Origin of the sequence: Myxococcus sp. MxC21-1 (genome assembly GCF_032612255.1) — a bacterium.
Lineage (GTDB): Bacteria > Myxococcota > Myxococcia > Myxococcales > Myxococcaceae > Myxococcus > Myxococcus virescens.
Map to the genome: position 1 here is coordinate 7830030 of NZ_CP123278.1, position 22472 is coordinate 7852501.

A 22472-nucleotide genomic window follows, 5' to 3' on the forward strand; every position below is an offset into this window, starting at 1 on the left:
CCGCGCTTCCGGCGACCGCGCCCACGACAGGCGCGGCCGCCACACCGGACTCAGGCGGGAACCGCGTCCGGCTGCCGGTCGGCCTGGGCGGCCTGGAAGGCGGGCAGCGCCGGCACTCGGCTTCGATGCGCAGCAGCGTGGGGTACGGCGACAGGTCCACGCCGAAGCGGCGCGCACCGTAGAGCTGCGGCACCAGGCACACGTCCGCGAGCGACACCGCGTCCCCGACGCAGAAGCGCCCCATCGTGGACTGCACCGCCGCCTCCAGGGCCTCCAGGCCCCGCGTGTTCCAGTAGGCCGACCACGCCTTGTCATCCGCGTTCAGCGACTGCTTCACGTGCTGCATCACGGACAGGTTCTGCAGGGGCTGGATGCCGGAGTTCACCATCTCCGCCAGCATCCGGGACTTCGCCCGGAGGAACGCGTCAGCGGGCAGCAGCGCGGGCGCCGGGAAGCGCTCGTCCAGGTACTCCAGCACCGGCAGCGACTGGGACAACCGGCGCACCGTGCCATCCGCCTCCGTCCACTCCAGCGTGGGCAGCGTGCGCATGGGATTGACCGCCCGGTACGCGGCGCTGTTCTGCTCGCCGCCGTCCTTCACCAGGTGCACCGGCACGTAGTCGAACTCCAGCCCCTTCAGGTGCAGGCCGATGCGCACCCGCCAAGACGCGGACGAGCGCCAGTAGCTGTAGAGCCGAAGGCCCTTCATGGAACCTTCACCACCTTCTGAGAGATGCGGCCGAACACGCTGCGGCCCTCGGCGTCCGTCATCTCGATATCGATGGTGTCGCCCGGCTTCATGAAGGGCGTCTTGGGCGCGCCCTGCTCAATCGTCTCAATCATCCGGCGCTCGGCGAGGCAGGAGATGCCGCGCTCGCGGTCCGCGTTGGACACGGTGCCGCTGCCCAGGATGGTGCCCGCCGTGTAGCTGCGCGTCTTACACAGGTGCTGGATGAGGTCGAAGAAGGAGAAGTGCATCTCCGGACCCGCGTCCGTGTCGCCCACCTGCTGCCCGTTGAGCACCGAGCGCAGCCGCAGGTGGATGCGCCCGTCGCGCCAGGCCGCGCCCAGTTCGTCCGGCGTCACCGCGAAGGGGCTGAAGGCCGTGGCCGGCTTGCTCTGGAAGAAGCCGAAGCCCTTGGCCAGCTCGTTGGGGATGAGGTTGCGCAGGGACACGTCATTGGCCAGCATCAGCAGCTTGATGTGCGGCGCCGCGTTCTCCGCCTTCGTGCCCTGGGGCGTGTCGCCCAGGATGGCGCAGACCTCGCCTTCGAAATCCAGGCCCCAGGCCTCGTCGGCCAGGGGGATGTCGGCGGTGGGCGCCAGGAAGTCCCCGGAGCCGCCCTGGTACACCAGCGGGTCCGTCTTCAACGTCTCCGGGGGCTCGGCGCCGCGCGCCTTGCGCACCAGGATGACGTGGTTGAGGTACGCGCTGCCGTCCACCCATTCGTAGGCGCGCGGCAGGGGCGCGTGCAGGGCGCTGACGTCCAGCGGGCGGCTCTGCACCGTGCCCGCCTCCAACTGGGCATCCAGCGCGCGCAGCTGGGGTTCCTTCGTCTCCCAGTCGTCCAGCGCGGCTTGCAGCGTGAGCGCCACGTTGGTGGCCAGCGCATAGGCCGTGTTGTCCCGCTTGACGACAATGAGGCGGCCGTCACGGGTTCCGTCCTTGAGCGTCGCGAGCTTCAATGCCGGGCTCCCCGGCGGCCTCTGAGGAAATGAGCCGGGCCGCCTCGTGTGTCCGGGCTTTTCCGACGGAGATTCCGGGGTGTCAAGCAAGACGGACACGCGCCGCCGGAGAAAAGCGAACGGCCGACACGTCGCGAAAAAAAGAGCGCACGGGCGGAACCGGCCGCCCGTGCGCTCCTCGCTGCTTCAGTCACTCACGCCCGGAGCGGATTCACGACCTCGGGGCAGTGCCAGTACGTGTACTCGCAGGCCTCCTGCTCGGCATCGCAGGGCACCTGGATGATGGTGATGGCCTCGCACGGATGCCGCGGAGCCTTGCTCTGGCCTCCACCCCTCGTGCGGCCTTCGTCGGGGACCGCGCCCTGGTTCTCCAGCGCGTCCTTCGCGTCTGGAGGTGGCGTCACCCCCGCCGGATGGACGGGAGCGGCTGCGCCCTTCGCCGGGCCTCCCCGGCCCTTTCGAGAAGTCCCGCGCGAGTCCTGACGCGACTCCTGCGTGGACGCCACCGGCGGCGCCGACACCACCGGCAGCAGGCCCGGGGCGGCGCCCAGCACCGCGCCCAGGACGTACAACTTCGTGTTCATGAAACCCCCTTGCCGGGTGCAGCCGCCGGCGCGCCCCTTCGGCGCGCCGGTACCGGAGCAGCGGCAGGGACGTCAGTACCAGGTGGGTCTGACATTCCCTGCCCTTCCGGACAGGGCCGGGAAGGTGCCGCCAGGGCGCCCCATCCGCCCTCCCGCTCTAGACGTGTCACCGCCTGCGGCTAGGATGGCGCGCCCGCCCGGAGCCCGTCACCGTCATGCCATTCCAGATCACCGTTCACTCGCAGGACCGCATCCTCGAGGTTGTCTATCCCCCGCAAGTCACGACCGCGGACCTGGCCGAGTACCTGGCCGACGTGAAGAAGGCCATCAACGACCTGGCCGGTGAGTGGTCCGCCCTGGTGGACCAGTCCCAGCTCCGGGTGATGCCCAGCGACGTGGTGACGGCCATGGCCAGCCTCAACGCCTTCGCCCAGCTCCACGGCATGAAGCGCTCCGCCCGGGTCGTCAGTGACGCCCCCTCCGGACTCCAGGCCTGGCGGATGACGAAGCGCGCCATGCTGAGCATCCCCACCCGCACCTTCGAGACGCGCGGGGAAGCCCTCCAGTGGCTGCGCGACCCCGACGCGGACTGAGGCGCGCGCGGACTGTCCGCCAGCAGACAGCAGGAACGCCTTTTTTCACATATATTGCGGCAGCCCGCCCCCGACGGGGCTGGGCCTCACATCTCCCGTAGGAGTGGTTGTCTCATGCGTATCCCCCGGACCGACGCCCGCAGGAAGCTGCTCGGCGCGCTGTTGTGTACCTTCTCCGTCGCGGCCTGTGGACCGGCTCCGGAGGGCGAGCCCGCTGGCAACGGCTCCACCGAGCAGCCCGTCGTCTATGGCAACGACGACCGGATGGACGTGTACGCGCACCCCGACGCCACCCTGCGGCAGTACGCCATGCAGGCCAGCGCCGTCATGGTCGACCCCTTCGAGATTGACGACTCGGACCCCAACAACGTCGTCTTCACCAGCCTCACGCTGGGCGAGTATGCCGACCTCTGCCCGGGCCAGCGCTTCATCGACGACCCGTCGCCCGGCTACTGCTCGGGCACGCTCATCGACGATGACCTCCTGCTGACCGCCGGCCACTGCGTGGAAACCGCGGCCGACTGCAGGGACTTCAAGTGGGCCTTCAACTTCTACCGGCCTGACGCGAACTCGGTGCAGACCATGACCACGCAGGACATCTTCAGCTGCAAGGAGATTGTCGTGCGGCGGGACAACACCTCCAGCGGCCGCACGCTGGACTACGCCATCATCCGCCTGGACCGTCCGGCGGCGCCGCGCTTCACGCCCGCGCCCATCCGCCCGGGCAACGCCGCCATGACGACGGGCGCCAACGTGGCCGTCATCGGCTCGGGCAGCGGCATCCCGCTCAAGATTGACTCGGGCGGCATCGTCCGCAACGGCCGCGCCAGCACCCTGGACTACTTCACCGCCACCACCGACACCTTCGGCGGCAACTCCGGCTCGGCCGTCTACGACATGTCGAGCCACACCATCGCCGGCATCCTGGTGCGCGGCGAAACGGACTACATCTTTCAGGGCAACTGCCGCGTCGTGAACGAGTGCAGCCAGAACGGCACGGACTGCGACGGCGAGGACATCACCTACGTCCGCCCGGCCATCGAGGCGTTCTGCGCCGCCCACACCAGCGTCCGGCTGTGCAACACCACGCCGCCGCCGCCGACGTCCTTCGACTTCACGGCCAGCAACACCCAGAACGCCACCGTGAACACCACCCGCCACACGGTGGAGCTCACCGCCGGCCAGAGCATCACCGTGGGCACCTGCGGCCTGACGGGCGCCAGCGCCACCGGTGACACGTGGCTGCGCGTCAATGGCCCCAGCGGCATCGAGGTCGCGTCCAACGATGATGGCTGCGCCACGGGCCGCGGCTCCAAGGTGACCTTCACGGCCGGCGCGGCTGGGAACTACGAAATCATCGCGGGCTGCTACGGCAACACCAGCTGCAGCGGCACGGTGGCGTGGACCATTGGCACGGCGACGCCGCCGGCCAACTCCGGCACGTTCAACTACAGCTCGGTCAACTCCGACAGCGCCCGGCAGAACACCACCAACGAGAACGTCACCCTCACGGCCGGCCAGAGCCTCTCCTTCGGCACCTGCAACGTGGCGGGCGCCTCCGGCACGGGTGACTCGTTCATCCGCCTGTACAATGCCGCCGGCACGCAGGTGAAGTTCAACGACGACGGCGCCGGTTGCGGCTCGCTGTCCCACGCCACCTACACGGTGCCGGCGGGCGCGGGCGGCACGTATCAGATCCGCGCGGGCTGCTACGGCAACACCAGCTGCAGCGGCACGGTGGGCTGGACCGTCCAGTAGTCACGTTCCACCGACGAGGTGGGCACCGCGGGGCGCGTCACTCTTCACGGAGTGGCCGCCCCGCTGTCGCATCTGACCACCCGCTCGCGGTTGAAGGACCTCTCCGCGGCGCGTTAAAATTCACACATTCGGCCGTTCGGTCCCGGAGCGTGCGTGGTCCTGAGGATTCGCCCCGAACAGATGGCGTGCCTCGACACCTCGGTACGCGGCGCCTACGTGAGCAGCGTGGTGCGCTTCCTGAGGACGCAGCTCCCCCGGGAGAGCGCGGACCTGAAGGAGCGGGAGCTGCGCGCGCGGGCCGAGCGCGGCATCGACGCCGCGGCCCGGCATGGCATCACCGCGCGCTGGGACGTGGCCCGCTTCATCGCCTGTCAGCTCTGCCTGGGCGAGCACTTCGACACGGACCCGGCCCATGCCTGGCCCCAGGCCGTGCTCGCGCGGCCGTACCTCACGCCTTCCCGGAAGATGGACTGGATTGAGCGCCACTACCTGCGGCCCCGCCGCGGGCGCTCCCCCACCGTGCCCTGACCAATGCCCTACCTTCCCCTGCGCTGCGATTGGACGCACTTCGCTCCTTCCCAGGAGACGCTCGCCGTCACCTACGACCCGCCGGACGAAGGACGGCTCGTCTCCGTCCAGTTGGAGGTGCGCGACTACGCGGATGCCCTCGTGTACCGCTCGGACGCGCTCGATTGCCGCGGCGGCCCGGCGGCCATCACCTGGTCGGGTGCGCTGAACGTGGGCAATGACGCCGTCCAGGAACCCTTCGCCACGCCGCTGAGGGCGCCCTACACGCTCCAGGTCGCAGCCGTCATCGAAGCGGATGCGCGCGAGGACCTGCGCCAGCCCGAGGACCTTCCCAACACCGAGCTGGGCAGCGTGGCGCCCTGCGAGTCCCGGCGCGACGAATCACTCCCGGAGGAAGAAGCGAGGAGCTGCCGCCCCCGCCCCCACCACCGCGCGGGTCAACGTCCTCTACCATTCGGTGGAGGTCGTCCGCGGCCCCTGGCTGGCCACCGGCGAGGTGTTCGTCCGGGGCACCGCCGCCAGCATCTGCCACAAGCTCAACCGGCTCGGGTACTACGCCGGCCCTCCGGCACGCGCGGCGGCCACCACGGACCTGCTGGACAAGGCCAAGGAGCGCTTCCGTCGCAACCACGGCGACCTGCGAATCATCGCCGCGCCCACGAACGACGAATTCGAGAACGCGCTGGACGGCGCGCTGGGGCACGCCCATGGCGCACGGCCGACGCTGGTCGATGACCAGAGCACCCCCATCCCGGAAGGCACCGCGATTCCAGGAGGGAATGGAGCGCCGCTGCGCGTCTACGTGGAGGCAGTGGGCTTCGAGGAGGACCTCGCCAACCAGACCGACGAGTTCATGCGGCAGATTCCTCCCAACCGGGGCAACGCCGCCATCGACTGGAGCACGCTGCACAACAAGACGAGGAGTGAGGCCGGCAAGCTCAACCGCCCGCTCGTGCCGCTCGAAGCGGTCATCTACCTCAAGGGCCATGATGGAAGCCGCGTCGCCGCCCCCCAGGCCGTGGGCGCGGTGAGGGTGGACTGGTCCGCGCTCGAGCCGGGCGAGGACGTGTCACACCTGCCCTTGAACCACGACCTGCACTTGGGAACCCGGGCCTACGTCAACCGCGTCCTCGGTAGCGACTTCGTCGACCTCGCGGGTGACGGTGGCACGAACTGCCCCGTGGCCTACGGCGGCATCCGCACCAAGGACGGCAACTTCCGCAACCCCTTCTGGCGGGAGCCCCAGTCCTATGCCCCCTACGCAACGCCCACGGAGGACGCCAGGGCCAGGAAGCTCTGGGTCCCCGCCTTCACGGACGGCGCCGCGCATCCGAACCGCGTGGGCCGCTCGGGCATCTACCTCCAGCCGTCACTGATTGCCGGCGACCGATACCAGGTGCGCGCGCGGCTCAGCTACGCGGGCCGCGGCAATGCCATGCAGCTCAAGGCCGCCAACCCCATCTGCCAGTACGAGACGAAGCCCATCGTCGTCTGGCGCCGGGTGGAGGTCTTCGGCATCGTGGGATGGCCGCTGCGCAACCACGGGAACCTGCCGCAGAAGTGCCGGGACCGCTATGCGGAGGCCTACCTGGAGGTCGACTTCTCCCACACGCAGTACCGGCGCATCTCCCAGGTCATCAACGACACGGACTATTCGGACTGGTTCACCCACATCCGGACGCACGTCAAGCCGTCCGTCGCCAGCGTCGTCGGCCTGCTGGACACCACGCACGTGCATGACGCCAGCCCCGTCGTGCGGCTCCGCCCTGACGTGGAACTCAGCGCCAACCAGAAGAACAACATCTGGTTTTTCGTCAGCGACATGTTCAACGAACTGGTCAGCACGGCGAACGTCCGCAGCGCCGGCGGATTCCTGCTCTCGCGCATCTCCGACAGACTCCGCACCGGGGATGCGCCCTGCGGCGGCATCGTCATGCTCGAATACAAGCTGTCGGACGACATCGTGGACGCGCTCGAGACGTCGGACGCCGGAGAGGTGCCCACGACCTCCAACGGCAACGGCGACCTGCTGGGCATCATCGACCAGAGCGTGGATGCGAACCCCGACTTCGTCTTCACCCACGAGGTGGGCCACTGCTTCTGGTTGACCCACCACGAGGCCTCCTCGGGCGTGGTTCCCCAGCACCACGACCCGCTCGACCACAACTGCATGATGAGCTACCCCGACTGGGAGCAGAAGCGGCCGCAATACCCGCATCACGCGCCGGCCCGCTTCGACCCGCACTTCTGCGGCAAGTGCAACCTCAAGCTGCGGGGCTGGGACATCACCCACGACGACATCCTGGCGCTCGACCCGCCCGCGCCGGTCGACCAGCTCAGCACGCTCTTCTATTACGACCGCGCGGACCCCGGGCTGCAGTGGAACGTCGAGATGGGGCACGTGCGCAACGCCTTCGCCCTGGCCTCACGGGGTCCGTTCCGTGAGCGCTTCTTCGACCGGGACGCGAACTTCGACACCTGGGTGAACCAGCTCGGCGACTGCGACATCTACCACCACGTCACCCACGGGAACGTGCGCTGCTCGAAGCACGCCATGCGCCTCGCGTCCATGGACATGGCCTATCCCCGCTACCCGACGTGGTGCAGGAACGACCGGTCCAAGGTGGAGAGTCTGGCGACCCGGGAGGAGGAGCTCTGCGTGGAGACCGGCTTCGACCCGGTCGCGCTCACCCAGTGGGCGAAGGAGTCACTCATCATGCCGAAGCTGGGCTGGAGCCTCTTGAGCCCCGACCACACACTGAGAAGCGTCATCCAGTGGACCGTGGACGACAACGACAGCAGCCGCGACGTCGAGTTCACCTACGAGGCCATCGAGCGGGCCCTCAAGCGCGGCAAGAAGCCGCCCCGGCTGCTCGCCTTCTTCAGCTCGTGCCTGATTGGCTGGGAGCACCACTTCGCCCGGCTCTTCATCGACCACGGCACGCCCTATGTCATCGCCTTCCGCAGCCGCTACCAGACCTCCCAGGCCCTGCCCTTCAGCCAGGAGTTCTACCGCATCCTGGCCCTGAGCAAGCTCGAGCCCCAATTCATCCACCGCGCGTTCCAGACCGCGGCGACGGGCCACCCCCACGCCGAGCCCTGCCTGTTCACGAAGGACAACATCGTCCGCTGCGTCGCGAAGACCAAGGCGGGCGAGGCGGAGTTCCACGACGTCAAGTGGGACTCCAAGGAGTTCTACGAGCCGCGCTTCCCCACGCAATGACGCAGGGTCCTCAAGCGAGCCCCACCCCACCCTTGACAGTCCCGAGCCCCAGGTCTAACGCAAGGCGCCATGAGCACTCCCCAGTTCCCGCCCTCTCCGACGCGCGCCATCAGCAGTGACGGCCCCTTCCGAGCCCTGCTGCTGGAGAACATCCACCCGTCTGCGGGCGAGATGCTGGCCGCCGAGGGCTTCCAGGTGGAGCGCGTCTCGTCCGCCCTCAAGCCGGACGAGCTGGCGGAGCGGCTGAAGGGGGTGCACCTGCTGGGCATCCGCAGCAAGACGACGGTGCCGCTCGCGGCGCTGGAGCACGCGGAGAACCTGCTGGCCATCGGGGCCTTCTGCATCGGCACCAACCAGGTGGACCTGACGTCCGCCAACACGCACGGCATCCCCGTCTTCAACGCGCCCTTCAGCAACACGCGCAGCGTGGCGGAGATGGTGATTGCGGAAGTCATCGTCCTGACGCGGCAGCTCTTCGAGCGCAGCCGGGAGGTCCACGCGGGCCAGTGGCGCAAGGTGGCCACCGGCAGCCATGAGGTGCGCGGCAAGACGCTGGGCATCATCGGCTATGGCCACATCGGCTCGCAGCTGGGCGTCATCGCCGAGGCGCTGGGCATGCGCGTCCTCTACTTCGACGTGATGACCAAGCTGCCGCTGGGCAACGCGCAGCCAGCCGTCACCCTGGAGGAGCTGCTCGGCGCTTCCGACTTCGTCACCCTCCACGTGCCCGCGCTGCCCACCACGCACATGATGATGGGCGCCGAGCAGATTGCCCAGATGAAGAAGGGCGCCTGCCTCATCAACGCCAGCCGAGGCACGGTGGTGGACATCGACGCGCTGGCGCGGGCGCTCCAGTCCCAGCACCTGGGCGGCGCCGCGGTGGACGTCTACCCGGAGGAGCCGGAGAGCAACTCGGACGGCTTCGTCACCGCGCTCCAGGGCCTGCCCAACGTGGTCCTCACGCCGCACATCGGCGGGTCCACGGAAGAGGCGCAGGCCTCCATCGGCAAGGAGGTGGCCACCAGCCTGCTGAAGTACTTCAAGGCGGGCGCCAGCACGGGCGCGGTCAACTTCCCGAACATCGAGGCGCCGCTCATCCCCGGCACGCACCGCATCCTCAACGTGCACCGCAACATCCCGGGCGTGCTGCGCGACATCAACCGCATCGTCTCCGACCTCAACGCCAACATCCACGCCCAGGTGCTCAGCACGGACGCCAACATCGGCTACCTGCTGATGGACCTGGACCAGGACGTGTCCACCCCGGTGTGCGAGGCCATCGCGGGGCTGGAGACGGACATCAAGACGCGCATCCTGTCCTGACGTCCGGCGGCCTCAGGCATCCACGACCTTGCCCGGGTTGAGGATGCCTCGAGGGTCCAGCGCCCGCTTGAGGGTGCGCAGCAAGGCCAGCTCCGCCGGCGCGCGTGAGTAGCCCAGGTAGTCCTTCTTCAGCAGGCCGACGCCGTGCTCGGCGGAGATGCTTCCGCCGTGCTTCTGCACCAGCGCGAACATGGTGGGGTCCGCCTGCTTCGTGTGGGCCAGGAACTCCGCCTTGTCCATCGCGTCCGGCTTCATCACGTTGACGTGCAGGTTGCCGTCGCCGATGTGGCCGAAGAGGCAGATTTCCCAGCCCGGGTAGCGCGCGCTGAAGAGGGCCTCCAGCTCCGCGCAGAAGGCCTCCAGCCCCGCAACCGGCAGGGAGATGTCGTTCTTGTGCGGCAGGCCGGTGGCGGAGAGGCTCTCGCTGATGCCCTCGCGCAGCGCCCACAGCTCGGCCGCCTGCGCCGCGCCCTGGGCCTGGACGCCGTCCGTGACGAGCTCGCGTTCGAAGAGCGAGCCCAACCAGCCCTCCACCGCGGCGGCGTCCTTCGCCTCCGCCTCCAGCAGCACGTAGCACTCGCTGGGCGTCTCGAAGGGCGGGCGCAGCTTGCGGTGGCGGCCCAGGCGCGCCATGCACCGGTCGGTGAAGAACTCGTAGGCGGAGATGCTGAAGGCGTTCTGCCGGCGCGCGTCGCGGAACAGCCTCAGCACGGCCGCCACGTCCGGCACCGCGAAGAGGAACACGTCCTGCTTGCCGGGGAGCTGGGTGAGCTTGAGGGTGGCCTCGGTGATGACGCCCAGGGTGCCCTCGCTGCCGATGAAGAGCTGGCGCAGGTCCGTGCCGGTGTTGTTCTTCTCCAGCGCGCCATTGAGCTCCAGCACTTCCCCCTGGGCGGTGACGACCTGGAGCCCCAGCACCCACTGGCGGGTGAGGCCGTAGCGGATGACCTTCACCCCGCCCGCGTTGGTGGCGATGTTGCCACCCACCGTGCTGGAGCCCTTGGAGGCGAAGTCCACCGGCCAGGTGAGGCCGTGCTCCGCACAGTGGTGATGGACGGCCTCCGTCACCGCGCCCGCCTGCACGCGCACCGTGTTGCCGAGCAGGTCCACCGGCCCCATGCGCGTCATGCGCTGGAGGGACAGGACCAGCTCGCCCCGGGCCGCCATCGCGCCGCCTGCCAGCCCGGTGCGACCGCCGGAGGGAACCACGGCGATGTGATGCTGGTGGCACAGGGCGAGCAGCCGGGAGACCTCGTCCGTCGTTCGAGGGAGCGCTACGGCGGCGGGGGCGGGCGCGTAGACGCGCGTCCAATCGCGGCCGTACTCCTGGAGTTCGCCTGGCTCCCGGGTGAGGAAATCTACGGGGAAGCCCTCGGTGATGGCCTGGAGGAAGTCGGCGGGGAGCTCGGCGGTGGACATGCCTCTAGGCGTATTGCAGCCGGACGGCTGTGACAAGGTGCAGCACGGGGCGTCGTTCGACGTCACCGGGAGGGCACCGGATGGAACCGTCCGTGCGCCGGCCAAGAAAACGGGGCGAGAACGTATAGGGCATGGGCCATGAGCGGAGTTCCGCCATTCCTGTGCCCGCTTCCGAGGAAGGCCCCCATGTTCTCGTCGCTCCCGCGTCGTGTCCGGACCGCTTCCGTTTTCGCCACACTGGCCCTGGCCCCTTCCGCGCTGGCGGAGCAGGCCGCATACGGCACGTCCTACGTCTTCACGACGGTGGATGCGGTCATGGCCTACTCCCTCAATGGTGGCTTCGAAGTGACGGGAATCCTGGAGGGAGAGGCGACCCCCCGGACCCTCACCTTCATGTCGACAGGCGGGAACTACGAATCCCAGCAGGGCTTTGGCACGCGGTGTGACCGGATGGCGCTGCTCCTGATGACCCGACCGGGACACTTCCACCTCACCGTCCGGATGCCTTCCTCCTACCAGGCAACCACCTGCAAGCTGACCCGCCTCCCCTGAACGCCCCACGGACACGCGGACGGAACGGACGGCTTCCATGGGGACGAATGGACGGACGTGGCTGGCGCTGACGCTGGCCATGGCGACGTTGGCGGGCTGCGCGGATGGCGACAGCCCGGAGCAAGACTCGGACCGCGACGGTGTCGTTGACGCCCTGGACTGCGCGCCCGGTGATGGCACGCGTTGGCGATTCCTGGCGGGCCACGTGGACGCGGACCTGGATGGGGTGGGCGCGGGCCCCTCTCTGCAGAGCTGCGTGGGCCAGCGGCTTCCTGCGGGCCTGAGCCCTCAAGGCGATGACTGCGCGCCCGCCGATGCGTCCCGCTGGCGCGTGCTGACTGGGCTCTACCGTGACGTGGACAACGACGGCGCGACCGGCGAAGGCCCGGTGTCGGAGTGCGGGGGCGACACGCTCGTGGGCTACCGCATGGAGGCGGGCCTGACGGACTGCGATGACCATGACCCGCGCGTCGCGGAAGTCGCGCTGGCGTGGCCCGACCTCGACAGCGACGGCGTGGGCAGCGACGAGCCCGTGTCCCACTGCGCCGGCAGACGGCCGCCTCCAGGCCATGTAGCGGTGGGCGGAGACTGCGCGCCCGACGACCTCCTCCGCGCCCACTGGCTCACGTACACCCACCGGGACGCGGACAGGGACGGCTACACGGTACCGGAAGCAGGCAGGCTGTGTGGCCTCGACCGGCTGCCGGAGGGTTACTCCCGGAGCGCCAACGGGCTCGACTGCGATGACACGAACGCCGCGCGCTGGATGGAACGCACCGTCTACGCGGACACGGACGGAGATGGCTTCGGCAGTGGCGAGCCCCAGACACTGTGCATGGGCCGCACGGCTCCATCCGGCTACGCCCTGGACGCGGAGGATTGCGCGCCGGAGGACCGCACGACGTGGCAGTGGCGCGCGTATGCTCATCGGGACGCGGATGGCGACGGCGACACCGTCCCCGAGCAGGGCGTGCTGTGCAGTGGCACGCAGCTCCCCCAAGGCTATGCCCAATGGCCCACGAGGAACGACTGCGACGACCGCGACGCCAGCCGCATGGTGAGCTGGAGCGTGTTCCCGGACACGGATGGTGATGGCTCTGGCGCGGGCGCCCGGCAGACGGTCTGCGCGGGCCGCTCGATGCCCCAGGGATTCTCCGCGGTGGACACGGACTGTGACGCGGTGGATGCCTCGCGCTGGCAGGACCTGGCCTACGCGCATCGGGACGCGGATAGAGACGGCTTCACCCAGCCCGAAGCAGGCACGCTGTGCACGGGGGCGACGCTTCCGGCCGGCTACGCCACCCTTCCCCGGGGGAACGACTGCGACGACGCGGACCAGAGCGTCCACACCACGCTCCAGGCATGGACGGATGCGGACGGGGACGGCGTGGGCGAGGGAGACGCGGTCGCGCTGTGCACGGATGGCACGGTGCCCGCGCCGTGGTCGGCCCAGGGAACGGACTGCGCGGTGGAAGACGCGGCGCGCTGGCGACAGGTGGCCTACGCACATGTGGACCGGGACGCGGATGGGCACACCCAACCCGAGGCCGGAACCCTGTGCACCGGTGCGTCACTTCCCGCTCCCTACTTCACCCAGGCCACGGGTAACGATTGCGATGACACGGACGCCGCGCGCTACCGGAGGGTCGTTCTCTACCCCGACGTGGATGGCGACGGCGTGGGGACCTCGCCCCGCACGACTCCCTGCATCGGCGCACAGACACCCCTGGGCTTCTCCCTCAAGGGCTACGACGTGGACGACTCGGACACGTCCATCCAGGAGGACCCCGAGGACGACCTGATGTTGGAGCTCATCCTCGACTAGGCGCAGACGCTGGCAACGCCAGACGCATTCTGAATAACAATTCCCAGTGGGCGACAGGTCGCTGCCACAGGCTTTATTCCTCGTCGAAGGCCTCCTCCTCCCGCCCGAGGAGCGCCTCCCCCGCACACACTGGAATCCCGATGATGCGTCTTGCAAGAACCTCATGGCTCTGGGTCCTCCTCCTGGTCCTTTCCGCCTGCACCCCTGACAGTCCCGCCCCCACGCCCGACGCCGGCACACCGCCACACGACTCAGGGACACAGCTCGGCCGCGTGACGGGGCAGGCCCTCCTCGAAGGGGAGAGCCACCATGAGGGCACCACCGTCATCCTCTCCGGCGTGCGCGACAGCGTGACCACGGACGCGCAAGGCCGCTTCACGTTCGACAACGTCCCCCCGGGAACGCACACCGTGGAGGCCCATCGGAGCAACTACGAGCAGGCCGGGAACACGCTGGAGGTCCAACCGGGTCAGACGACGTCGGTCGACCTGTCGCTGAGCCGCCGCCAGGAAGCCCTGGTGCTCCAGGCGCCCGCCCTCACCGTGCAGCGGGGCCACCTGAAGCTCACCGGCTCCGGCTTCGGCGAGGCGCGTGGCACCTCCCGCGTCTCCATCGGCGGCGTGGACGCCGAGGAATACCTGTCCTGGTCGGACACCGAGGTGGTGGTGCGCGTGCCGGGGAGCCTCGTGCCCGGCGAGCAGGAGGTCGTCGTCACGCCGGCGTGGACTGGAAGCCCGCCGCCACCGCGTCGCTGCGAGTGCTCCGGCAGCGGACCCTCGCGCATGCGGCCGACTGGGGCATTGGCGTCCTGCCGAACAACACCGTCACCGTCTGGGGCTCGGCCGACTCCCTGAATGATGTCACTCCGACGCCAGCGGGGCTTTCCGATGTCGTGAGCGTGGGCGCGGGGATGTCCTTCGCCGTGGCCCTGCAGGCGGATGGAACCGTCGTCAAGTGGGGAGGCCCCGACCCCGTCCCGGTGCCCGCGGGCCTGTCGGACGTCGTGGACATCAGCGCGAACGGAGTCCTGGTCCTCGCGCTCAAGCGGGATGGGACGGTCGTGGCCATCGGCGCGGAAACCGACCCGCAGACGCATGTCCCTGAAGGGCTTCAGGACGTGGTCGCGGTGTCCGCGGGGGCGTACCACGGCATGGCGCTCAAGGCGGATGGCACCCTCACCGTCTGGGGGCAGGACGTGTTCGACCTCCTCGCCGTCCCGGCGGACCTGGACGACGCAGTGGCCATCGCCAACACGAGCAGCAGCGCACTGGCGCTGCGGGCGGACGGGACCGCGGCCGTCTGGGGATTTGGCGCGGCGTACTACGACCTCGCGCTCACCCCGGACCTCAGCGACGTCGTGGAGGTCGCGGCAGGCGAACACCACTACATGGCGCTCCGGTCCAACGGCACCGTCATCGCCTGGGGGAACGGCGCCTATGGCCAGACGACGCTCCCCGCGGGATTGACGGATGTCGCCGCCGTCGCGGGCCAGGCCTTCAACAAGAGCCTGGCGCTCCGGCACAACGGCACCATCGCGGCCTGGGGAGACACCACCTCTGCCTGGACCCTGCCTCCGCCGGGCCTGGTCCTCCGCGTCCCTGCCCGGTAGCCCCAAGCCGCTCCTCCCGCGCTCTCACCTCGGACGCTGAGCGACAAGTATTCCAAGGAATACAGGTTGCACATGGAGTCATGCGGAGGAACACTCCGGCATGCTCGCAATCCAACGGAGAGACGCGGCGATGACAGCTCCCGTCCAGCTCGACGCGCCCGACATCCAGGATGTGGTGCGGAGCCGAACGTTGGGGCTGGCATATGTCGGCACGGTGCTGGTGGTGGCGCACAACGCGCAGCCACCGGCCCCCGACGACTGGGCGCGCTACTGCGAGCTCATCGCGCGTCACCAGGACACGGCCACCGGGCAGCTCGTCCTGGCCGAAGGGCCCGGGCCCAATGCCACCCAGCGGCAGCAGGCGCTCAACCAGGTGCCCAAGGACTACGTCATTCCGCCCACGGCGGTGTTCACCGAGTCCCCACTGGTCCGCGGCGTCGTGACGCTCTTCAACTGGTTCAGTCCCCGGGCCATGCGCGCCTTCATTCCGGGGGACGTCCCGGGCGCCGCGCGGCACCTGGGCTTGAGCGAAGAACAGGTGCGGCGGCTGGTGGACATCGGCAAGACGGTGCGGCCGGAACTGCAGTGACACGCACCGGCTACGGCTGGGTGCCCTGCTGGATGCGCAGCTCCCGGATGCCCTTGAGGATCCGGGGCGCCGTCAGCAGCATGTTCTGGTTGAGGAGCTTTCCATCCACGGGGGTGCAGCTTCCCGACACACAGGCGGTGTACGCGGGGCACGGTGACTCGCACTGGAAGGACTCCGGCGATATCTGGCAGGTCTCCGAGCAGTAGCCGGAGAGGCAGGCCTCGTGCCGCATGCACGGCTGTCCATCTGGGAGCTGGCACAGCTTCGTCGCGCCACACTGCGTGGGCGAATGACATTCGGCGTTGCTGTCACAGCGCCCGTCATCCCGGTTGCATTTGCGCTCCGCGTTGCAGAAGAAGCTGGCGCAGTCGCGGTCGTGCTCGCAGTCCTCTCCCGGCTCGAGGAGACAGACGGACGAGCCCAGCACGTCGGCGCACGTCAGCGCGCCCGGGCAGTCCTCCGGGGAGGCGCAGTCCTTTCCCAGCGGCACCGTGCACCCCACGCCGGGCTCACAGTAGCCGGTGATGCACTGGGAGCCGGCCTCACAGGGCTGGCCTTGCGAGGCCAGGCACACGCCCCCATCGAACTGCTTCGCGCACGTCAGCCCCCTGCCACAATGCCCATCCGGACAGGGGGCCCCGGGGCTGGGCTGCCGCGCCCTGCCCGCGGCGAGCAGGGAGGCCACCGTCCCCAGCAGGATGAACGTCCCCACCGCCATGACAGCCCAGTTCATGGGGAACGCCCTGGCGGCGGGCGGCGAGGAGACCACCTCCACGGTGACGGCGGGCCCCTGCGCGAACCGCGCGTCGGGGCTGTCGCAGTCCTCCACTCGCAGGTGGAAGGTGAAGTGGCCCGGTGGTGTCCCCGCTGGCACGCGGAGCCGGATGAGGATTCGCTGCGCGCCCGTCGGAGGAAAGTCGCGCTGGGTCTCGCCGTCGATGAAGAGCCACTCCCGCCGGGCACCTGCTTCAGGCACCACCGAGAGGCGCGCGCGCACGGGTGCACGCGAGGCGTTGATGACGTGGAAGACGGCCTCCCCCGTCCCGCTGGGGGACAGACGAAGGGTGTCCGTGACTGCGGAGACATCGAAGACGCGAGACATCGACCTGCTCTCTTGGAGGACCGTGCGGCATTGAGCGAGTCAGGCCAGCGCGCCCGCCTCAAGCCCGGCGGTTCCCCCATCGCCCGGCCTGTCGCGGAAGGCTGTCCGTTCCATCATTCGCCTCGTCGTGGCGTCCCTGCGGTGGCCACGGGGGGAGGCTCGCTCCGTTCCCAGGCCTCCGACGTGGCCGCTCGAAGGCCCCGCGCCGCCGGGCTCAGCGCATACACCGCGAGCAACTCGGGCCCCACGCCCCACGCATCAGGCGCTGCCGTCTCCGGCCCCGGGCTCCGCGCGGCAAGCGCAGCAGGGACAATCGACACCCGCCCTGCGTCCCACGCGTCGAGCGCGACAGAGACAGTCTCCTCCAACCCCGCGCCCCACGCATCGGAGACACCGGAAATGGAAGCCACGGGGCCCACGCTCCACGCATCGGGCGCACCGGCGACGGACGCCTTCAGCCGCGCGCTCCACGCATCGGGGAAGGACGCCTCGGGCGCCATGCCCCATTCATCAATCCAGGACGTCTCCAGCGTCCCGTGAGCAGGGTTCGGCGCGGTGGCACCCGGTGACGCGGGAACGCGCTCGGCGCCGCGTGGCGTCTCCTCGGAGGTGACAGACGGCGGGTGGCTTTGCGGCATGTCACTCCTCCTTCAACGGCAGGCGGATGAGCAGCGGCTGGGGCTCGGCGGCAAGCACCTCCGAGCCCAGCTCAAGCAGCTCACCCCTGGCGCGCACTTCCAGCCGGCCCAGCGTGGCCACGGGGGCACGCTGGGAAAACGGAAGCAGCCCTTGGCATCCGTGCGCGTGGTGAGCTTCAACGTGGGCAGCTCGACGAGCGCGCCCGGAATCGGCACGTCCCCGGGCCGACGACACAGCCCAGCAGCGCCTCCGCGGGCGTCGGCGTGGCCTGGAGCGTGGCGGGAAAGAGCACCCGGTGGATGACGGGCATCGCGCGCTCCCGCCGCACCGGGACGCGCAGGCGGAAGCAGGGACGCGGCGCGGTCCTCAGCCCGGCCCACACCGTGGTGGGCACCGGCGTGAGCTCCACCTCGAAGTCCGCCTCCTCCATGGCCGCGAAGACGAGCTCACCCAGCAGCCGGTGCGCTCGCTCCGGGGACTCCGCCCCCGCGGTGATGAGGTAGCAGACCGAAATCTGCAGCGACGCGCGCCCCCGCCCCCGCCTCGGGCCGGAGGCGCGGGCCCCAGCTCCAGCAGGTACAGGCAGACGCCTCGCTCGAGCGATTCGCGGTCCGGCACGCCCAGGAACACCGGGACATCACCGGCAATGCGGCCCACCCACGCCTTCAAACGTTGATCGACTTCGTCGATCATCCGGACCCCCCGTCCTGGGCCGGTCGACCCGGGCCACTCGCAGCCCGGTGCTTTCCGGACTTGCAACGTGTCACCGGCTTCCAGGTGCAGGTATTGACCGGCGGGGCGGAGCGACGTCCGGCCTTCAACAACCCCCGGCAATCGCAGGGAAAAAGAAGTCACACAACTCTCGGACGGCTGGGACGGATAATTCCAAGACGCGCTCCCCCCACGCGCACCGGGACTCCTCCACCATGGCCACGAAAGTCAGCGACAGCCCGCGTCCTCTCCCCTCACTTCCGCCGCGCGCCGCCGTGGCGAAGGACCCCGGGCCTCCGAGTCCCCGGCGAAGCCCGCCAGCGCGCCTCCTGGTTGGAACGCGGACCGCTTCGAGTCATCGGCCCGCGCGCCCCGGCCGCTCGTGTGCACCGTGCCCACGCCGCCGCCCACCGCGCCGGTGGAGCCGGCCCCCGCGCCGGAGCCGGAGGTGGACAGCGTCGCGGTGGACTCGGACCCGATGACGCACATCGCGTACCTGTCCTCGGACGAGCTCCAGGGCCGCGACAGCCCGTCAGCCGGTCTGGATGCCGCGTCGCTGTACGTGCAGCAGCACGTGCAGAAGTACGGCCTCGTCGGCCCCAACACGAACAACCCGGACAACGCCTTCGAGCAGCGCTTCGACGTGTACTCGTTCGCGGGCCGGCCCGGGGTGCGCGGCGAGTCGGGCGAGCACGCCCACACGCCGAGCACCTACGGACACGCGCTGTTCGAGGGCGGCTTCTACCTCGACGACAACATGCCCAAGGAGACGCTCGCGCTGCTCAACCAGCAGTACGAGAAGTCGATGAACGCGCGCGGCCTGCCCCTGGCGCCGCCGCGCGGGGCGCAGCGAAGCGTGGAGGAGCTGCGCCAGCTGGCCTCCGCGTCCGGACAGGCGGTGAACACCATGGCGCTGCTGCCGGGCTCGGGGCCGAACAAGGATGAGGTCATCGTGGTGATGGCCCACCTGGACCACGACGGCGTGGACCGGCGCGGCAACGTCCTCAACGGCGCGGACGACAACGCCTCCGGCAGCGCGGTGCTGATGGCGGCGGTGCCGGAGCTGGCGGAGGCGGCCAGGCGCGGCGAGCTGGACCGCTCCGTGCTCTTGCTGTGGACGGGCGCCGAGGAGAAGGGCCTGGTGGGCTCGCAGTACTTCGTGGACCACCCGATTCCGGGGCTCGGCATGGAGGAGATTGCCGGCGTCATCAACGTGGACATGGTGGGCCGCTGGGATGACCAGCGCCTGTCGGTGGTGGACACCAACTCGCGCGGACAGCCCAACTACTTCCGGGAAGTGCTGGACCAGGCGAACGCGAAGCTCGATGACCCGTTCGACCGCATCAACCGGGACATCAACGTGTTCCGCGACCGGCAGGACGGTGCGTCCTTCGGGCGCAAGGGCGAGGACGTCCTCTTCATGTTCGAGGGCCTGTCCAATCCCAACGGCGGCGGAGACCTCATCCCCGAGTACCACCGGGCCGACGACGACATCGACCTCATCCTCCGCGACAACGGCGGAGAGAAGCCGCGCCGCATCAAGGATTTGATGGTCAACGTCATCGGGCTCGCCGCCAATCGGACGACAGAGCCCTGAAATACCGGCGGCCCTGACCGCCAATGTCGGATACCAGCGCCGAAGCGGCCTCTTCCCGCCGTCATTTTTCCTGACGTCGCTTCTTTTTCCGCCCGGTCGCGCGAATGATGGCCACCGGGCCGGAAGACGCTGGAACACGACATGACGATGGCGACATCCTCGACGAGACGACAAAGGACATTCCTGCTGGGACGGCACGGCGCGGCGCTCACGTGCGCCCTGGGCCTGGGGGCCGCGACGCCGGCCCTGGCCGACGGGTCGGATACCCCTCACCGCTTCGGCCTCATGCTGGACGCGGGCGCGCCGCACGGCGTGGGCCTGTCCGCGGTGCTGCGGCCGCTGCCGTGGCTGCGCTTGCAAGCGGGCCCCACCACCAACACGCTCAGCTTCGGCTTGCGCGGCGGATTGAGCATCCTGCCGATGCGGACCTTCGTGGCGCCGTCCTTCAACGTGGAGGCGGGGCACTACTTCGGCTCGGACTACAACGACGTGGTGGACTGGCTGGGCGCGACGCCGAGCCGGGCCAGCGCGGCCATTCGCGACGTGACGTACAACTACGTCACCGGCAGCGTGGGCCTGGAGGTGGGCGCGGCCAGCCGCTTCAACTTCTTCCTGCACCTGGGCCTCAGCTACGTGGACCTGGGCGTGGACGACGCGAGCGCCCTGCTCCAGGACGCCACGGATGACCCGGACGTCACCGCGAGGAACCTCTCCGTGCGCGCCACCATGCCCTCCGTGAAGCTGGGCTTCATCCTCTACTTCTTCTGAGCCAGGAGCTTTTCAACCATGCGAACGACTTCCTTCCGCATCCTGCTCCTCTCCAGCATCGCGATGCTCGCCACCGGCTGTGAGTCCCTCTTCTTCATCGAGGCCGAGGCCGAGGAGATCTGCAAGACGGAGCGTGACCTGTCCTTCCCCGCGGCGCTGCCGCTCACCGTCAACGTGGAGCGGAGCATCACCTTCCCGCTGGGCGACTTCTCCGACCCGCTGCCCGAGGACACGGACATCGAAACCGAGCTCCGGCTGCGCCTCTTCGAGGTGACGGCCGACACGGACCTGAGCGGCGTGGAGCGCGCCAACGTCTCCGTGCGCCTGCCGGGCTCCAACGACACCCACGTCATCGGTGAGTACACGCGCACCAGCACCGCGCCCACGCGCACCCTCCAGCTCACCAGCACCGGCCCGGTGGACCTGATGGACCTGGCCCGGCAGCCCGAGCTGGAGTTCATCTTCGACGCCCGGGGCACGCTGCCTTCCGAGGACTGGACCGCCTCGCTGCGCGCCTGCGCGGGCGTGAAGGCGCACGCCAACTACTTCGACCTGGTGTTCTAGGCCGCCCGCCGTTACCGGAGCCCGGAAGCCGCCGCCGCGCGCTTCCGGGCCTCCACGGGCGCGGGCACGGGCTGTTCGACGGGCGCGGGCTGCTTGGACGCGGGAGGTTGCACGTTGAGGAACTCGCGCCGCGTGCCCATGACCAGGTCGAAGAACGGGTGCGTCACGCACCAGTTCGCGTTCTGGTCCTTGCCCATGTGGTGGTCGTAGTGCCACGGCAGGTGCTCACGCGCCCACTTCGGGTCCAGGTGCGCGCGCCGGTGGACGAAGTAGTAGTTCGCCGCGCAGGCCCACACCGTCCCCACGAAGAAGGGCGCCACCGGCAACAACGGCGCGTGGGCCAGCGCCAGCACCGCCAGCCCCATCAGCTCCTTGGTCTGCGCCGACCAGCTCCACAGCGAGCGCATGTACTGGTCATCCACCATGTCGTGGCGCCGCGACTTCTGGTGGTGCTCGTGCCAGTGGAAGCTCCAGAAGCTCTTCCGGTTCTTCCCCAGGCCGTGCAGGACGGACCTGTGAAGGACCCATTCACCGAAATTGGAGTAAACCCAGCCCAGGGGGATGCCGATCATCGTCGCCTCCGGCGAAGCGCCCGGCCGGCGCTTCGCTTCCCATGAATGACTATTTGGTCACTCTTTTTCTACCGCGCAATGGACTGGAGCGCACGGCAATGGCGAGCCGGGATGGCACGCGGGCGGATGGCGCCCAGGAGACGGGCAAGCCGCCCGCACGGCCCGGAGGCCGCCGCGAGGCCCACCGCCGAGAGCGAGCGCAGGCACTGGAGGACGCCGCGCTGAAGCTGTTCCTGGCGCGCGGCCTGGATGGCGTCACCATCGACGACATCACCCAGGCGGCCGGGGTGGCCAAGGGGACGTTCTACCGGTACTTCGACGACAAGGCGGCGCTGGTGGACGGCCTGCTGGAGCCGGTGCGCCGCGAGCTGCTGGCCGGGCTGGAGACGTGCGGCCACTCCCTGGCGGAGGCGCGCAACGTGGAGGCCATGTTCGACGCGTACCGCGCGGTGGCGGCGGTGATTGCCAGCGCCCTCCTCCAGTACCCGGGTGTGGTGCGGCTGTACCTCCAGGAGTCCCGGGGCCCGCCGTGGGGGCGCGGACGAAGGTGGCGGAGCTGGCGCGGCAGGTGGCGCGTCACGCGGTGGACATCACGCAGAAGGCGCACACCAGCGGGCTGCTGCGCCCCATCCGTCCGGCGGTGAGCGGACTGGCGGTGGTGGGCGCCGTGGAGCGGCTGCTGCTGGCGGTGCTGAGCGAGGAGGACATCGGCAACCCGCTGGAGCTGCCGGACGCGCTCACCACGCTGGTGCTGGACGGGCTGCGCCTGCCCCCGGAGGTCCGCCCTGGGCGCCGGAAGTTGGACGGAGGCCCCAAGCGCCCCTAAGGGT

At 69.6% G+C, this 22472-nt stretch carries 22 protein-coding genes and 1 pseudogene; 15 read left to right on the plus strand and 8 right to left on the minus strand.

What is annotated here, in order from left to right:
- Positions 1–50: 50 nt before the first annotated feature.
- The 3 genes and pseudogenes from maiA to QEG98_RS34930 all read right to left on the minus strand — a co-directional run bounded on the left by maiA (position 51) and on the right by QEG98_RS34930 (position 2270).
- Positions 51–709, minus strand: a pseudogene (maiA, locus tag QEG98_RS34920) (maleylacetoacetate isomerase).
- Entirely contained in the window at positions 706–1686 is a 981-nt protein-coding gene (locus tag QEG98_RS34925) for a fumarylacetoacetate hydrolase family protein (protein ID WP_316564389.1), read from the minus strand. The pseudogene maiA and the gene QEG98_RS34925 overlap by 4 nt, the downstream one beginning before the upstream one ends.
- Positions 1687–1880: 194 nt before the next feature.
- Positions 1881–2270, minus strand: coding sequence for a hypothetical protein (locus tag QEG98_RS34930; protein WP_316564390.1), 390 nt, complete (start codon positions 2268–2270; stop codon positions 1881–1883).
- 215 nt (positions 2271–2485) lie between these two features.
- Here QEG98_RS34930 and QEG98_RS34935 point away from each other — a divergent pair, with 215 nt between their 5' ends.
- The 5 genes from QEG98_RS34935 to serA all read left to right on the plus strand — a co-directional run bounded on the left by QEG98_RS34935 (position 2486) and on the right by serA (position 9695).
- Positions 2486–2863 (plus strand): STAS/SEC14 domain-containing protein, encoded by a 378-nt coding sequence (locus tag QEG98_RS34935; RefSeq protein WP_011556283.1) that lies wholly within the window; start codon positions 2486–2488, stop codon positions 2861–2863.
- A 114-nt stretch (positions 2864–2977) separates the two neighbouring features.
- Positions 2978–4621, plus strand: a complete 1644-nt coding sequence (locus QEG98_RS34940; protein WP_316564391.1) for a serine protease — start codon at positions 2978–2980, stop codon at positions 4619–4621.
- 153 nt (positions 4622–4774) lie between these two features.
- Positions 4775–5149 carry a hypothetical protein gene (locus tag QEG98_RS34945; RefSeq protein WP_090488617.1) on the plus strand — a complete coding sequence of 125 codons (375 nt, stop codon included), beginning with the start codon at positions 4775–4777 and terminating at the stop codon, positions 5147–5149.
- A 457-nt stretch (positions 5150–5606) separates the two neighbouring features.
- Positions 5607–8372, plus strand: coding sequence for a hypothetical protein (locus QEG98_RS34950; protein ID WP_316564392.1), 2766 nt, complete (start codon positions 5607–5609; stop codon positions 8370–8372).
- A gap of 171 nt (positions 8373–8543) precedes the next feature.
- The gene (serA, locus tag QEG98_RS34955; RefSeq protein ID WP_410478094.1) at positions 8544–9695 is read left to right on the plus strand and encodes a phosphoglycerate dehydrogenase; all 1152 of its coding nucleotides are present in this window, start codon (positions 8544–8546) and stop codon (positions 9693–9695) included.
- A 12-nt stretch (positions 9696–9707) separates the two neighbouring features.
- Here the strand turns inward: serA and QEG98_RS34960 are convergent, their stop codons facing one another.
- A complete protein-coding gene (locus tag QEG98_RS34960) occupies positions 9708–11114 on the minus strand; it encodes an FAD-binding oxidoreductase (RefSeq protein ID WP_316564393.1) in 1407 nt (468 codons plus the stop codon).
- A 186-nt stretch (positions 11115–11300) separates the two neighbouring features.
- On the opposite strand from QEG98_RS34960, the gene QEG98_RS34965 reads away from it, so the two are divergent.
- The 5 genes from QEG98_RS34965 (at position 11301) to QEG98_RS34985 (ending at position 15689) form a co-directional block, all read left to right on the plus strand.
- Positions 11301–11666, plus strand: a complete 366-nt coding sequence (locus QEG98_RS34965) for a hypothetical protein (RefSeq protein ID WP_316564394.1) — start codon at positions 11301–11303, stop codon at positions 11664–11666.
- Positions 11667–11703: 37 nt separating this feature from the next.
- The gene (locus tag QEG98_RS34970; RefSeq protein WP_316564395.1) at positions 11704–13491 is read left to right on the plus strand and encodes a hypothetical protein; all 1788 of its coding nucleotides are present in this window, start codon (positions 11704–11706) and stop codon (positions 13489–13491) included.
- A gap of 272 nt (positions 13492–13763) precedes the next feature.
- Complete coding sequence (locus tag QEG98_RS34975) at positions 13764–14345, plus strand: carboxypeptidase regulatory-like domain-containing protein (protein WP_316564396.1); 582 nt, start codon at positions 13764–13766, stop codon at positions 14343–14345.
- A gap of 38 nt (positions 14346–14383) precedes the next feature.
- A complete protein-coding gene (locus tag QEG98_RS34980; RefSeq protein ID WP_316564397.1) occupies positions 14384–15100 on the plus strand; it encodes a hypothetical protein in 717 nt (238 codons plus the stop codon).
- Between the two features lie 100 nt (positions 15101–15200).
- Complete coding sequence (locus QEG98_RS34985; protein WP_244171591.1) at positions 15201–15689, plus strand: STAS/SEC14 domain-containing protein; 489 nt, start codon at positions 15201–15203, stop codon at positions 15687–15689.
- A 10-nt stretch (positions 15690–15699) separates the two neighbouring features.
- Here the strand turns inward: QEG98_RS34985 and QEG98_RS34990 are convergent, their stop codons facing one another.
- The 3 genes from QEG98_RS34990 to QEG98_RS35000 all read right to left on the minus strand — a co-directional run bounded on the left by QEG98_RS34990 (position 15700) and on the right by QEG98_RS35000 (position 17860).
- A complete protein-coding gene (locus tag QEG98_RS34990) occupies positions 15700–16791 on the minus strand; it encodes a hypothetical protein (protein ID WP_090488601.1) in 1092 nt (363 codons plus the stop codon).
- Positions 16792–16904: 113 nt separating this feature from the next.
- Positions 16905–17429 carry a hypothetical protein gene (locus QEG98_RS34995; protein ID WP_316564398.1) on the minus strand — a complete coding sequence of 175 codons (525 nt, stop codon included), beginning with the start codon at positions 17427–17429 and terminating at the stop codon, positions 16905–16907.
- A gap of 176 nt (positions 17430–17605) precedes the next feature.
- Complete coding sequence (locus QEG98_RS35000; protein ID WP_316564399.1) at positions 17606–17860, minus strand: hypothetical protein; 255 nt, start codon at positions 17858–17860, stop codon at positions 17606–17608.
- 672 nt (positions 17861–18532) lie between these two features.
- Here QEG98_RS35000 and QEG98_RS35005 point away from each other — a divergent pair.
- The 3 genes from QEG98_RS35005 (at position 18533) to QEG98_RS35015 (ending at position 21070) form a co-directional block, all read left to right on the plus strand.
- On the plus strand, positions 18533–19738 hold the full coding sequence (locus tag QEG98_RS35005; protein ID WP_410477886.1) for a M28 family metallopeptidase: 1206 nt from the start codon (positions 18533–18535) through the stop codon (positions 19736–19738).
- A gap of 141 nt (positions 19739–19879) precedes the next feature.
- Positions 19880–20506, plus strand: coding sequence for a hypothetical protein (locus QEG98_RS35010; RefSeq protein WP_316564400.1), 627 nt, complete (start codon positions 19880–19882; stop codon positions 20504–20506).
- 18 nt (positions 20507–20524) lie between these two features.
- A complete protein-coding gene (locus QEG98_RS35015; protein WP_090488595.1) occupies positions 20525–21070 on the plus strand; it encodes a hypothetical protein in 546 nt (181 codons plus the stop codon).
- An 11-nt stretch (positions 21071–21081) separates the two neighbouring features.
- Here QEG98_RS35015 and QEG98_RS35020 read toward each other — a convergent pair whose 3' ends face one another.
- Positions 21082–21642, minus strand: a complete 561-nt coding sequence (locus QEG98_RS35020) for a sterol desaturase family protein (RefSeq protein ID WP_090488593.1) — start codon at positions 21640–21642, stop codon at positions 21082–21084.
- A gap of 98 nt (positions 21643–21740) precedes the next feature.
- Here QEG98_RS35020 and QEG98_RS35025 point away from each other — a divergent pair, with 98 nt between their 5' ends.
- Together QEG98_RS35025 and QEG98_RS35030 are read left to right on the plus strand one after the other, a co-directional pair.
- Entirely contained in the window at positions 21741–22286 is a 546-nt protein-coding gene (locus tag QEG98_RS35025; RefSeq protein WP_316564401.1) for a TetR/AcrR family transcriptional regulator, read from the plus strand.
- A complete protein-coding gene (locus QEG98_RS35030) occupies positions 22283–22468 on the plus strand; it encodes a hypothetical protein (protein ID WP_316564402.1) in 186 nt (61 codons plus the stop codon). Before QEG98_RS35025 ends, QEG98_RS35030 begins: the two co-directional genes overlap by 4 nt.
- The last annotated feature ends 4 nt before the right edge of the window (positions 22469–22472 follow it).